This is a genomic window from Leucobacter musarum subsp. musarum, assembly GCF_001273845.1.
Lineage (GTDB): Bacteria > Actinomycetota > Actinomycetes > Actinomycetales > Microbacteriaceae > Leucobacter > Leucobacter musarum.
Window position 1 is genome coordinate 222,862 of record NZ_JHBW01000087.1, and the last position, 13,493, is coordinate 236,354.

Here is a 13,493-nt window from a genome sequence, read left to right on the forward strand (position 1 = left end):
TCGCCCGGCGCCGGGCGTCGCGGTAACCGCTTCATTCGGCGATGACGGGCCGTGACCGTTCGGTTCTATTGCGCCGAGCGCATTCCGGTTTCCCGGAACCCAGGTGGCGGTTCTTCCGAAGACTCCCCGGTGATGGCCGGATCGCAGTCGATAGGAAGAGTGTACCTCAGCGGGAAGCGTCTCCCCTGTGCGCATTGTCGTGAGCTGCGCGCGGGCCAGGACGCCGCGTATTACGTCACTAGCCGAGCCGAGATCGCCCATTTGATCACGAAGAGATAACGATGCGGTAAATGCGAAATTCCCGATCAAGCCATATATAACTCGGTATCCCGGGCGTGTTTCTGCCCTCTGTGCCTTGCACATCCGTGCACCACGTTGTTAGCGTCGAAGCAGCGTTGAGGCCGGCCGCGTGCCAGACCTCCGAAATCGCGCCGGGGAAATTCTGCCGAGATTCGGTACCCGATGCGTCGGAGTGTCACGGGCGGCTCCGTCTCCGCAATAGACAACTGGCCAATTGTGAGGCCGCCGGGCGAGACGCGCGCGAAAACTGCCGCGTTCCCGTCGCTGTATCTGGCGTGCCTCCGATTTCGTCGTGCCACGAAACGAGGAGTTGAGAGTGACCAGTACAACCGCATCACCCGCAATCGAGGTGTCACATGCGTACAAGGTGTTTGGGCGCCGCCCGAAGGAAGTGGTGAAGCGCCTCCGGAAGGGCGCGACGCGCGACGAGGTTCGCGCTCAGGGAACCGCAGCGGTGATCGACGCCAGTTTCACCGTGACCCAGGGCGAGATTTTTGTCGTGATGGGGCTTTCCGGTTCAGGAAAGTCGACCTTGATTCGCATGTTGAACGGCCTGAACGAGACGACCGACGGCTCGATCACCGTATTCGGGAACGAGGTCGTTGGCCTCAGTGGATCCGATCTCCGCGAGCTCCGCCGCGACCGAATGTCCATGGTCTTCCAGCACTTCGCCCTGTTGCCCCACCGATCCGTGCTCGACAATGTCGCGTACGGGCTCGAGTTGCAGGGCGTCGGCCTGGCCGAGCGCCGCGAACGCGCTGGCGGCTGGTTGCAGCGCGTCGGACTCTCGGGCTGGGAGGATCGCCTCCCCGGTGAGCTCTCGGGCGGCATGCAGCAGCGCGTCGGCATCGCCCGCGCCTTCGCCGCAGACACCGACATCTTGCTCATGGACGAGGCCTTCTCGGCGCTCGACCCGCTCATCCGACGCGAGATGCAGGAGCAGTTGGTTGAGCTGCAGCAAGAGCTGAACAAGACGATCGTCTTCATCACGCACGATCTCAACGAGGCGATGTTCCTCGGCGACCGGATTGCCGTCATGCGCGACGGCCGGATCGTGCAGGTGGGCACCCCCAATGACATCCTGACCGATCCGGCGAACGACTATGTCGCCCAGTTCGTGCAAGACGTCGACCGCGCTCGCGTGCTGACCGCCGGCGACGTCATGGAACCGCCGCGCGCCGTGGTGCCGGCGAGCTCCGGACCCCGGACGGCGCTGCGCACTATGCGCGATCTACAGACGTCCGCCTGCTTCGTCACCACCGGGTCGCGGAAGCTGCTCGGTGTCGTGCGCGACAAGGACGTGCTCCGTCAGGTGCGCGAAGGCGGCACCGACATCACCGAACGACTGCGCCCGACGCCGTCGATCGTGAAGCGTGAGCAGTTGATCTCCGAACTCTTCGAGCTCGCGGTCGAAAGCCCGCTCCCGGTCGCCGTCACCGACGATGAGGATCGCCTCATCGGCGTGGTGCCTCGCGTCACGCTGCTCGCAGCGCTCACCGACCTCCCCGCCGTCACGACGGAGATTCCGGTCATCGAACCGACGCCGACGATTCCCGCCGACATGATTACCGCAACACTCGGCGAGACCTCGGAGGCCGATGCCGCCGAAGATCTCGCCTTCGGAACTGAGGAGGTGCGCTGATGGACGGGTTCCGCATTCCGCTCGGCGACTGGGTCGCCTCGGCCCTCGACTGGATCAAGGACACCTTCGACGGGCTCCTCGATGTCATCACGATTATCGTCAAGTTCTTGGTCGAGGGCCTCGCCGACGGTCTCACCTCCGTGCCCGCCATCGTGCTCATCGTCGTGTTCGCCCTCATCGGTTGGGTCGTGCGATCGTGGCAGCTCGCGGTCGGCACGCTGGTGACGATGCTGCTCATCGTCGCCATGGATCAATGGGAGAACGCGATGCTCACGCTCGCACTCGTGCTGATCGCCGCTGCGATCGCCATCGTCATCGCGGTGCCGCTCGGCATCGTGGCGGCGCGAAACGACACCTTCAGTGCCGTGTTGAAGCCGGTACTCGACTTCATGCAGACGATGCCGGCCTTCGTGTACCTGATTCCCGCAGTGACGTTCTTCACCGTCGGTTTCGTGCCGGGCGTGTTCGCCACCGTGCTGTTCTCGGTGGCGCCGGGTGTGCGGTTCACCGAGCTCGGCATCCGGAGCGTCGATTCCGAGACCGTCGAGGCCGGATACGCCTTCGGCGCGGCTCCCGGCATGATCCTCCGCGGCATCCAGCTCCCCCTCGCCACGCCCACCATCATGGCCGGCATCAACCAGGTCATCATGCTGGCGCTCTCCATGGCAGTCGTCGCCGGCATCACCGGCGCCAACGGCCTCGGCAAGGAGGTCGTTGCAGCGATCTCGACGCTCGACACTGCCAAGGGCGTCGAAGCCGGCCTCGGCGTTGTGATCCTCGCCGTCTTTCTCGACCGCGTCACGGCGGCCCTCGGCAACCCCGGCGACTACCCCCGCTCCGTGCTGGGCACGCTGCGCCGCCGACGGGATGCCGCACGCAAGCAGACCGTGGCGAAGGCCGCCTAACCACAACTCACTTCCCATTTGGCGCACTCCGGTGCGCCGCACGAAAGGACGCACGATGCAGAAGAAACGAACGATTGCCGGAGTCATTGCCCTCGGCGCCGCGGCCTCCCTGGCCCTCGCGGGGTGCTCGAGCGACGGCGGATCGGCCGATGGCGGCGACAAGGGCACCGTCAAGCTCGGCTACCTGCCGGCGTGGACCGACGGGTTGAGCACGGCCTACCTGCTCGAAGACCAGCTCGGCAAGATGGGCTACACGGTCGAGATGGACGAGCTGACCGAGGCAGGCGTGCTCTACGCGGGACTCGCCGGCGGCGACTTCGACATCTACCCCTCCGCCTGGCCCGAGGTGACCCACGCGTCGTACATGGAGCAGTACTCGAGCGACATCGAAGACCTCGGCGCCTACTACGACGGCGCGGTGCTCACGATGGCGGTGCCCGACTACGTCGACATCGACTCGATCGAAGATCTGGCGGGCGACGCAAAGCGCTTCGACGGCCAGATTATCGGCATCGAGCCCGGTGCGGGCCTGACGAAGCAGACGCAGGAAGTGGCGATGCCGGAGTACGGCCTCGACTCGGACTACGAGCTCGTGACCTCGTCGACCGCCACGATGCTTGCGACGCTGCAAGACAAGATCAAGAGCCAGGAAGACGTCGTGGTGACCCTGTGGCGTCCCTTCTGGGCGAACGACGCCTTCCCCATGAAGGATCTTGCCGACCCCAAGGGCGCGATGGGCGACCCGGAGGCGCTGCACTTCCTCGCGAAGCAGGGCTTCGCGGAGGATATGCCCGAGGTGGCCGACTACATCGCGAAGATCAAGCTCGACGACGAGGCCTACGGCGCACTCGAGGGGCTCGTGACCGGCGACGAGTACAAGAACGACCCCGAGGGCGCCGTGGACGCGTGGCTCGAGGAGTACGGCGACGCCTACCCCGGATTGATCGCCAGCTGAGCGATGCTTTCGGTACGCTGCGCGCGGGCCGACTCACGGGAAGCTCCCCGGGGTCGGCCCGCGCGCGGCGTTTAGGATCGAAACGGCGGGCGGATCCGGCCCGATCGGCACCGAGGAGGCACCCGATGAGTACGTCCCCTGCAGCAGCACCCGAGCCAGAGATCCGCGACCTGCCACTCACACACCTCATCGTGGTGCGCGAGACCGTTCCGTTCGATCACTTGCCGTCGTTCTACGATCGTGCGTACCCGACGCTCTTCGGCGCGCTCCAACGCCTCGGGGGCGCCCCCGCCGCTCCCCCGATGGCGGTCGTGCATGGCAACCCGACGGCGGCCGGCCTTGACCTGTCCGTTGCCGTGCCGATCGCGTGCTCGCTCGCGGAGCTCGGCGACCCGGATGATGCGGCCGTGTCGTCGGAAACGATCCCCGCAGCCCGCACGGCGACGCTGCTCGTGCGCGGCGACTACTCAGGTATCGGTCCGGGATATCAGCGTCTGCACGAATGGATCGTCGCCGCGGGCGAGACGGCCGGCGATATCTCATGGGAGCAGTACCTCACCGAACCCGAGCCGGGCGGCGACCCGGCACTGAATGAAACACTGCTCGGAGTGCCGCTCCGTGCTCAGTGACTCCGGGTAAGCTGGACGTCACACCATCAGGCACCAGTGCAGCGAAATCTGCCGCACGATCACGCGGTGCCGTCCACATCGAACCCCGATCCCGCGATGTCACGGGATCGAGAAGCGGAGCCCCACGCATGAGCGCGATTCCCGACAAGCCGGCACTCGAAGGCCTCGAAGCGAAGTGGGGCCCGGTCTGGGAGCAGCAGGGCACGTACGCCTTCCCGCGCGAGCGCGCGACGCGTGAGAACGTCTACAGCATCGATACGCCGCCGCCCACCGCCTCGGGTTCGCTGCACGTGGGGCACGTCTTCTCGTACACCCACACCGACACGGTCGCCCGCTATCAGCGTATGCAAGGCAAAGACGTCTTCTACCCGATGGGCTGGGACGACAACGGCCTGCCCACCGAGCGACGCGTGCAGAACTACTACGGTGTGCGCTGCGACCCGACGCTCCCCTACGTCGAAGGATTCGTGCCTCCGCACGAGGGCGGCGACGGCAAGAGCATCAAGGCGGCGGATCAGCAGCCGATCTCGCGCCGCAACTTCATCGAGCTGTGCGAGCGTCTGACCGAGGAAGACGAGCAGCAGTTCGAAGCGCTGTGGCGCACCCTCGGACTCTCGGTGGATTGGACGCAGAGCTACCGCACCATCGGCCCCGAGTCGTTGCGCGCCTCTCAGCTCGCGTTCATCCGCAACGTCGAGCGTGGCGAGGCGTATCAGGCTCAAGCGCCGACGCTGTGGGACGTCACGTTCCGCACCGCGGTCGCGCAGGCTGAGCTCGAAGATCGCGATCAGCCGAGCGCCTACCACACCCTGGCGTTCCACAAGTCAGACGGATCGGGCGACATCCTCATCGACACGACCCGCCCCGAGCTCCTCGCCGCGTGCGTCGCGCTCGTCGCGCACCCCGACGACGAGCGGTACCAGCCACTGTTCGGCACCACCGTGCGTACCCCGCTGTTCGACGTCGAGGTGCCGATCGTCGCGCATCACCTCGCGCAGCAGGACAAGGGCACCGGCATCGCCATGATCTGCACCTTCGGCGATGTGACCGACGTCATCTGGTGGCGCGAACTCAACCTGCCGAACCGCGCGATCCTTGGGTTCGATGGGCGTATCATCGCCGAAGCCCCCGAAGCGATCACCAGCGAGGCCGGCATCGCCGCCTACGCGGATATCGCGGGTAAGACGGTCTTCAGTGCCAAGCAGACGGTCGTCGAGGCACTGCAGGCGTCTGGCGAGCTCGTCGGCGACATCCGCAAGATCACGCATCCCGTGAAGTTCTTCGAGAAGGGTGACAAGCCGCTCGAGATCGTCTCGACCCGTCAGTGGTACATCGTCAACGGTGCGCGTGACGAATCCCTGCGCGAGCGGCTGCTGGCACACGGTCGTGAACTGTCGTGGCACCCCGACTTCATGCGCGTGCGCTACGAGAACTGGGTCGAGGGCCTGTCGGGCGACTGGCTGATCTCGCGCCAGCGCTTCTTCGGCGTGCCGATCCCGGTCTGGTACCCGCTCGATGCCGAAGGCAACCCCGTCTTCGATCAGCCGATTCTTCCCGCAGTCGAGCAGCTTCCGGTGGACCCGTCGAGTGATGTGCCTGCGGGCTACACCGCTGATCAGCGCGGCGTAGCGGGTGGCTTCCAGGGCGAGGTCGACGTGATGGACACGTGGGCGACGTCGTCGCTCACCCCGCAGCTTGCGGGCGGGTGGGAGCGTGACCCCGAGCTCTTCGATCTCGTCTTCCCCTACAGCATCCGCCCCCAGGGCCAGGACATCATCCGCACGTGGCTCTTCTCGACGCTGCTGCGGTCAGAACTCGAGAGCGGTCAGCTCCCCTGGCAGCACGCGGGCATCTCGGGGTGGATCCTCGACCCCGACCGCAAGAAGATGTCGAAGTCGAAGGGCAACGTGGTGACCCCCGCGGGCATGCTCGACCAGCACGGCTCAGATGCCGTGCGCTACTGGGCGGCCTCTGCGAAGCTCGGTACCGACGCGGCGTTCGACCCGCAGAATCCGACGCAGATCAAGATCGGTCGCCGCCTCGCCATCAAACTCTTGAACGCCGCGAAGTTCACCTTGAGCTTCGACGCGTCTGGCGCGGGCACCGTCACCGAGGCGCTCGACCGTTCGGTGCTCGCGGGGCTCGCCACCGTAATCGATGACGCGACCCGCGCGTTCGAGAACTACGATCACGCCCGAGCGCTCGAGCTCACCGAGTCCTACTTCTGGACGTTCTGTGACGACTATCTCGAGCTCGTGAAGGAGCGCGCGCACAACGGCAGCGGCCAGACGCAGGCCTCGGCGGTCACCGCACTCCGCACCTCGCTCTCGGTGTTCGTGCGGCTGCTGGCTCCGTTCCTGCCGTACGCGACCGAAGAGGTGTGGTCATGGTTCGGCGAGGGATCGGTGCACCAAGCCGCGTGGCCGGTGACCGCCGAAGCGACCGATCTCGCGGGCGAGGGTGCCGATGCCGGGCTGCTCGGGCTCGTTGGTGGCGCACTCGTCGGCATCCGTGGTGCGAAGACCGCCGCGAAGGCTTCGCAGAAGACGCCGGTCTCCGTCGCCGTCATTCAGGCGCCCGCCGCTGACCTGCCCCGCCTCGAATCCGCCTCGGTCGATCTCGCGGCCGTTGGCCGCATCGCAGAACTGCAGCTCGTAGCGTCCGACGACGACGCCTCGGGCGTGGTCGTCGCCGACATCCAGCTCGCGCCGGTAGAGGCCTAAACATGCAGCTGGGGGCGCGATGGCAGACGGGGGCGACCCCGCACCGCGGCGTGCCCCCGCTGCTGCATGCCGCAATTGCTCACCAGGAGTCGGCACATCCGAACGCAGATTCCTGGACGCTGACGTGGCTCGAGGGCCGGCCGCGCTGCGTGCTCGACGATCTCGCTTTCGTCGGGCTCGACGCGCGCGGTCGTGTGCTGAGCGGCGCACTCCCTGGTGCGTCCCCGGCAGATCGTGCAGGGGCACCGGACCCTGTCAGTGGCTCGTCGCTGTCGGTAGCAGGTCACGGCGAGCATCTCGACGACGACGAAGACGACTGGTTGAGCTGAGGAGTGCGCATGACGAAACGACCACCCGTGACACTTCGTGTAACGGTGCTGCTCGCGACCAGTGCGGCGGTGGCCGGCATGCTCGCCGGCTGCGCCCCTGAACCCACTGCAGAGCAGGGCTCTTCGGACCCGACGACTTCGAGCACTTCGACGCGTGCACCGTCAGACACCAATGCCTCGAGTGACAGTGCGTCCGAGAACACGGGAGAATCCGCAGACGACGCGAACGCCCACGCTACAGCCGACAGCACCGCGAAAGGCGGCAATGGGAGCGGCAGCTGGGAGGAGACCGGCATTCCCGGCGGCGGCGATGGCAAATCGGCGGTGCTCCCTGCCTCGTTCCCGAGCACTCAGTTCGTCGTGCCCGCCGGAGCGACGGTCGACGATGCGGGTGAGCGTTCAGCGAGTGCCTGGTTCGTCGTACTGCGTGCGCCGGATCGCGCTGATGCTGACGCGCTGTGGCAGAGCGTCATCTCGCACAGTGGGTTCACCGTGTCGGCATCGGAGGAATCGGGCGATGGCGGAATTTCAGCGCACCTCGACGGGGCCGGGCTCAGCGTCGACGCGTTGCTGATTCCGAACGACGATGGCTCGGTGCTGTTGAGCTACGACCTCGAACGCGCAGGGTAGTCGGTGCGACTCGCGCTTATCCGCCACGGCCAGACTGATTGGAACGTGGCCGGCCGTATGCAGGGTCGCACCAATATTCCACTCAACGCAGCCGGACGAGCGCAGGCCTCTGACCTGGCGAGGGCACTCATCGACGGCGAACCTTGGGACGCGGTGGTGTCGAGCCCGCTGACTCGCGCGTCGATGACGGCTGAGGTGCTCGCGAATCAGCTCAAGCTAGGTGCAGTGCTCCCAGTGGCAGAACTCGTCGAGCGCTCATTTGGCGCAGCAGAGGGTATATCGCCGGCGGAAGCGCTCGAGCGTTGGCCTGATCGACAGTACCCGGACATGGAGGGCGCACAAGCCGTCGCTGCGCGCGCCAGCAGGGCGCTGGAGCGCATTGCGGAGTGTCGACCTCAACAGCGAGTACTCGCCGTTTCGCACGGGTCGTTCATTCGGCATCTTTTGGCGCACGTCGCCGGAACCCGGGTCGAGCACATCCCGCGTATCGGAAACGTGGAGATGTCGATGCTCAGTCGAGACGCTGACGGAAGGTGGAGCGTCGATACTGTCGCCGGCGTTTCACTGGCGATGTGAGCGAGACAATCCGACGGCAATGCGACGGCGACTCGATTTAGGCGATCTCGAGGCCGCCGCGCGATTGAAGGATGCGCGGAGCCGCGTCACCCGCGACTGATTCCGGAGTGACGATCACCTTGGTGATGTCGCCATCTGACGGCACCTCGAACATGACGGGGCCGAGAATGCCCTCAAGAATAGCCCGGAGTCCACGTGCGCCGGTCTTTCGTTCAACTGCTTGTTCAGCGATGGCTTCGAGAGCGGCGTCTTCGAATTCAAGACTCACTCCGTCGAGTTCGAACATGCGCTGATACTGCTTCACGAGCGCGTTCTTCGGCTCGGTCAGAATGCGGGTCAACGCATCGACGTCGAGTGGATCGACCGTCGCCACGACCGGAAGGCGGCCGATGAACTCGGGAATCAGACCGAACTTGTGCAGGTCTTCGGGCTGCACCTGCGAGAAGAGCTGGTCGTCGTTTCGCTTGCTCGACACCGGCGCACCGAACCCGATACCGCCCTTTCCGAGTCGCGAGCCGACGATGTCTTCCAACCCCGCGAAGGCGCCCGCGACGATAAAAAGCACATTCGTCGTATCGAGCTGGATGAACTCCTGGTTCGGATGCTTGCGACCGCCCTGCGGAGGAATCGAGGCGACCGTACCCTCGAGAATCTTGAGGAGCGCCTGCTGCACGCCCTCCCCCGACACGTCTCGGGTAATTGAAGGGTTCTCCGCCTTGCGCGAGATCTTGTCGATCTCATCGATATAGATGATGCCGGTCTCGGCTCGCTGCACATCGAAGTCAGCCGCCTGCAGCAGCTTCAACAGGATGTTCTCGACATCTTCGCCGACGTACCCGGCCTCGGTCAGCGCCGTCGCATCGGCGACAGCGAAGGGCACGCCGAGCTGCCGGGCAAGCGACTGCGCCAGATAGGTCTTGCCGCACCCTGTCGGACCGATGAGCAGAATGTTCGACTTCGCGATCTCAACCTGTTCGGAGGCCACCTCGGCGCTCGCCAGCGTGGACAACGCTCGTACGCGCTTGTAGTGGTTGTACACCGCGACGGCGAGCGATTGCTTCGCACGCTCTTGCCCGATGACGTACTGGTTGAGGAAGTCGGCGATCTCACGCGGCTTGTGCAGCGTGAAATCTGAGGTCTCTGGCGCCTGGTGCTCGGCGAGCCGCTCTTCAATAATCTCATTGCAGAGCGCGACGCACTCGTCGCAGATGTAGATCTGCGGGCCCGCAATGAGCTGCTGCACTTGCTTCTGCGACTTGCCGCAGAAGGAGCACTTCAGCAGCTCGCTGCTTTCGCCGATCTTCGCCATGCGGAGCTCCTTCACCTACTCGGTCTGATCCGGTGTCTTCGAGACTAGCGGGAGCCTCCGACATTGATGGGCGGCACGCCGGAGCCCCGGGGTCACCCCCGGGGCTCCGGAATACTACTGTGCGATCACCGGTTGCGGATTCTTACGGCTCGTCAGCACCTGATCGACGAGGCCGTATTCGAAAGCCTCTTGTGCGCTGAGGATCTTGTCGCGATCGATATCACGGTTCACCTCTTCGATGCTGCGCTTGGAGTGCTTCGACAGCGTCTCCTCAAGCCACTCACGCATGCGGAGAATCTCGCGCGCCTGAATCTCGATGTCTGATGCCTGGCCGTGACCGCCCTGGCCGCTCGACGGCTGGTGGATCAGCACGCGTGCGTTCGGCAGTGCGAGTCGCTTACCCGGGGTACCGCCGGCGAGCAGCACCGCTGCAGCCGACGCCGCCTGACCCAGGCACACCGTCTGCACGTGCGGACGGATGTACTGCATCGTGTCGTAGATGGCCGTCATCGCGGTGAACGAGCCGCCCGGCGAGTTGATGTACATGGTGATGTCGCGCTCGGGGTCCTGGCTCTCGAGTACGAGCAACTGCGCCATGACATCGTCGGCGGATGCGTCATCGACCTGCACTCCGAGGAAGATGATGCGATCCTCGAAGAGCTTGGCGTAGGGGTCTTGGCGCTTGTATCCATATGCGGTGCGCTCTTCGAAAGAGGGCAGCACATAGCGCGATTCAGGCATCTGCAGGCCTGAGCCGCCGGCCTGGGGTGCGTATGAAGTATTCATCGAGTCGATTCTTCCTGTCCGTCTCGTCAGTTGCTGCTCGTGCCGCCGCCGCCGACGACGTCGGAGGCGGAGTCGCGAATGAAATCGATGAAGCCGTACTCGAGCGCCTCATCGGCCGTGAACCAGCGATCGCGGTCACCGTCTTCGTTGATCTGCTCGACCGACTTTCCGGTCTGCGCCGCGGTGATCTCAGCGAGGCGGTTCTTCATCGAGGTGATGAGCTGCGCCTGCGTCTGGATGTCACTCGCGGTGCCGCCGAAGCCGCCGTGGGGCTGATGCAGGAGCACGCGCGCGTTCGGGGTGATGTAGCGCTTGCCCTTGGTGCCCGCGGTGAGCAGGAACTGTCCCATCGACGCCGCCATGCCGATACCGACGGTGACGATGTCATTCGGCACGAACGACATCGTGTCGTAGATGGCCATGCCAGCGGTGATCGAGCCGCCGGGCGAATTGATGTACAGGTAGATGTCTGCTTCCGGATCTTCCGCCGCGAGCAGGAGGATCTTCGCGCAGATCTCGTTCGCGTTGTCATCGCGCACCTCCGACCCCAGCCAGATGATGCGATCCTTCAGCAGTCGCTCGAACACACTGTTCGGTGGCGTCTGTTCAGCCATGCGGCGCTCCATTCGTTGTTGCTTGATTCGAGCGTACCGATTCGCGGGCCGCACGGGAGTCGTGTTCGCCGTGGGCGCATGGTGGTGCTCGACGACTGAGAACCTCCGGAGACGCAACGATCCCCCGTCTCTCACCGAGACGGGGGATCGTTGGAGACCGGTTGGTGCGACTTACTTGTCGCCCTCAGCTGCCTCAGCAGCGGCCTTCTTGGCTGCGCGGGTTGCAGCGGCCTTCTTCGCGGCGGCCGAGCGGGCAGCCTTCTTGGCTTCCTCATCGTCTGCGGCGGGCTCAGCTGCGGCCTTCTTCGCGGCCGGCTTCTTGGCAGCGGGCTTCTTCTTCGCCGGTGCTGCAGCGGCCTCGGCCTCGTCTGAGCTCTCCGCGGAGTCGCCCGACTCGTCATCGGTATCGACCGCGGTGAACTCGCTCAGGTCGACGGTGTTGCCGGCCTGATCGACGACGGTCGCCTGCGCCAGCGCCACTGCGAGTGCCTTGTTGCGCGTGACCTCGCCGAGGATGACACCCATCTGGTTGCCCTGGCTGATGGCCTGGAGGAACTGCGTGGGCTCCATGCCGTACTGCTGTGCCGACTGGAAGATGTACTGCGAGAGCTCGTTCTGCGTGGGCGTGACCCCCTCGGCCTCGACGATGGCGTCGAGCAGCAGCTGCAACTGGATCTGCTCTTCAGACGACTTGCGCACCTCAGCGCGGTGCTCATCGTCTTCGAGACGGCCTTCGCTCTCAAGGTGGCGGTGCACCTCTTCTTCGACGAGTTCTTCAGACACGGGAATACCGGCCTGCTCGATCAGCGTCGCGGTGAAGAGGTCGCGTGCCTGCTGGCCCTGAGCGAAGACCGAGGCCTTCGAGACCTGATCCTTGAGGCTGTCGCGAAGCTCGGCGATGGTGTCGAACTCGCTCGCGAGCTGCGCGAACTCATCGTCGGCCTCGGGGAGCTCGCGCTCCTTGACAGCGGTCAGGGTGAGCTCGACCTCCGCGTCCTGACCTTCGTACTCGCCGCCGAGCAGCTGCGACGTAAAGTTGGTGGTCTCACCTGCGGTGAGCGTCTCAACCGCTTCATCGGTGCCGACGAGCAGGTTGCCTGCGCCGATCTCGTAAGAGACTCCGCTGGCCTGATCGACCTCGACGCCGTCGATGGTTGCGGTGAGATCGAGCTCAACGAAATCGCCGGACTTGGCCGGGCGATCCACGGTCACGAGGGTGCCGAAGCGCTCGCGCAGCTTGGTCAGCTCGTCTTCGATCGCAGCTTCGTCGACCTCTGCGTTGTCGACGGTGAGCGTGATGCCGGCGTACTTCGGCAGCGTGAACTCGGGGCGCACCTCGACCTCGAAGACCAGCTCGAGCGTGCTCTTCGGGTCCTTCGCGTCTGGCCACTGGGCGACGTCAGCGGTGGGGCGACCCATCGGGCGCTCCTCTGCCTCTGCGATCGCGGACTGGTAGAAGTCATTGAGCGAGGCGTTGACGGCCTCCTGAATGACGGCCTCGCGGCCGACGCGCTGATCGATGATCGGCGCGGGCACCTTGCCCTTACGGAAACCGGGGATCGAGACCTGCTCGGAGATGGTCTTGTACGCCTGCTTGAGGTACGGCTCCAGCTCGTCGAGCGTGACCTCCACGCTCAGCTTGGCGCGGGTGGCAGTGAGCTTCTCAGCTGTCGTCTTCGGCAATTTGGCCTCTCATCATCTGAATTTCGATCGGATGCCGGTTTCGGGCCGGCGGACCCTGGTCGGGGCGACAGGATTCGAACCTGCGACCTCCCGCTCCCAAAGCGGGCGCTCTAGCCAAGCTGAGCTACGCCCCGGTGAACCCGGGTGTCCCGTGTGATGGCGCGCGAACGCGCACAACCCGAGCAAGTCTAGCCGAAACACTGACTGAACGAGTGCACCTGATGCAGCTCCGAGTGTCAGCATGCGTGTAGATGGCTCCGGCAACGCAACAGGCCCCGCCGGAGCGGGGCCTGAGAAGTGGAGGGGATGACGGGAATCGAACCCGCGTAATCAGTTTGGAAGACTGAGGCTCTACCATTGAGCTACATCCCCGCGCTACGTGCAGCACGTGGTGCCGAAGCACCCCACTGAG

General features: G+C 65.1%; 12 protein-coding genes and 2 tRNA genes. 8 read left to right on the top strand and 6 right to left on the bottom strand.

Annotation, left to right across the window (positions count from 1 at the left end):
• Window positions 1-610: 610 nt before the first annotated feature.
• The 8 genes from CH42_RS10020 (at window position 611) to CH42_RS10055 (ending at window position 8,689) form a co-directional block, all read left to right on the top strand.
• Entirely contained in the window at window positions 611-1,942 is a 1,332-nt protein-coding gene (locus CH42_RS10020) for a quaternary amine ABC transporter ATP-binding protein (protein ID WP_193392091.1), read from the top strand.
• The gene (locus CH42_RS10025; protein WP_053353049.1) at window positions 1,942-2,847 is read left to right on the top strand and encodes an ABC transporter permease; all 906 of its coding nucleotides are present in this window, start codon (window positions 1,942-1,944) and stop codon (window positions 2,845-2,847) included. The genes CH42_RS10020 and CH42_RS10025 overlap by 1 nt, the downstream gene beginning before the upstream one ends.
• Window positions 2,848-2,902: 55 nt before the next feature.
• Window positions 2,903-3,802 carry a glycine betaine ABC transporter substrate-binding protein gene (locus CH42_RS10030; protein WP_053353050.1) on the top strand — a complete coding sequence of 300 codons (900 nt, stop codon included), beginning with the start codon at window positions 2,903-2,905 and terminating at the stop codon, window positions 3,800-3,802.
• 125 nt (window positions 3,803-3,927) lie between these two features.
• The gene (locus tag CH42_RS10035) at window positions 3,928-4,431 is read left to right on the top strand and encodes a GyrI-like domain-containing protein (protein WP_053353051.1); all 504 of its coding nucleotides are present in this window, start codon (window positions 3,928-3,930) and stop codon (window positions 4,429-4,431) included.
• A gap of 128 nt (window positions 4,432-4,559) precedes the next feature.
• Window positions 4,560-7,154, top strand: coding sequence for a valine--tRNA ligase (gene valS / locus CH42_RS10040; protein ID WP_053353052.1), 2,595 nt, complete (start codon window positions 4,560-4,562; stop codon window positions 7,152-7,154).
• A 2-nt stretch (window positions 7,155-7,156) separates the two neighbouring features.
• On the top strand, window positions 7,157-7,483 hold the full coding sequence (locus CH42_RS10045; protein ID WP_053353053.1) for a hypothetical protein: 327 nt from the start codon (window positions 7,157-7,159) through the stop codon (window positions 7,481-7,483).
• Between the two features lie 9 nt (window positions 7,484-7,492).
• The gene (locus CH42_RS10050; protein ID WP_156322532.1) at window positions 7,493-8,113 is read left to right on the top strand and encodes a hypothetical protein; all 621 of its coding nucleotides are present in this window, start codon (window positions 7,493-7,495) and stop codon (window positions 8,111-8,113) included.
• 3 nt (window positions 8,114-8,116) lie between these two features.
• Window positions 8,117-8,689 carry a histidine phosphatase family protein gene (locus CH42_RS10055; protein WP_075205334.1) on the top strand — a complete coding sequence of 191 codons (573 nt, stop codon included), beginning with the start codon at window positions 8,117-8,119 and terminating at the stop codon, window positions 8,687-8,689.
• A 37-nt stretch (window positions 8,690-8,726) separates the two neighbouring features.
• Here the strand turns inward: CH42_RS10055 and clpX are convergent, their stop codons facing one another.
• The 6 genes from clpX to CH42_RS10085 form a co-directional block, all read right to left on the bottom strand.
• Window positions 8,727-9,998, bottom strand: coding sequence for an ATP-dependent Clp protease ATP-binding subunit ClpX (gene clpX / locus CH42_RS10060; protein ID WP_053353056.1), 1,272 nt, complete (start codon window positions 9,996-9,998; stop codon window positions 8,727-8,729).
• Window positions 9,999-10,112: 114 nt separating this feature from the next.
• On the bottom strand, window positions 10,113-10,784 hold the full coding sequence (locus CH42_RS10065; protein WP_053353057.1) for an ATP-dependent Clp protease proteolytic subunit: 672 nt from the start codon (window positions 10,782-10,784) through the stop codon (window positions 10,113-10,115).
• A gap of 26 nt (window positions 10,785-10,810) precedes the next feature.
• Window positions 10,811-11,425: an ATP-dependent Clp protease proteolytic subunit gene (locus tag CH42_RS10070; protein ID WP_275575617.1), complete on the bottom strand. Its 615-nt coding sequence runs from the start codon at window positions 11,423-11,425 to the stop codon at window positions 10,811-10,813.
• A gap of 144 nt (window positions 11,426-11,569) precedes the next feature.
• Window positions 11,570-13,081, bottom strand: a complete 1,512-nt coding sequence (tig, locus tag CH42_RS10075) for a trigger factor (RefSeq protein WP_053353059.1) — start codon at window positions 13,079-13,081, stop codon at window positions 11,570-11,572.
• 56 nt (window positions 13,082-13,137) lie between these two features.
• Window positions 13,138-13,215 (bottom strand) — tRNA-Pro (locus CH42_RS10080).
• Window positions 13,216-13,379: 164 nt separating this feature from the next.
• Window positions 13,380-13,453, bottom strand: a tRNA-Gly gene (locus CH42_RS10085).
• Window positions 13,454-13,493: the final 40 nt, after the last annotated feature.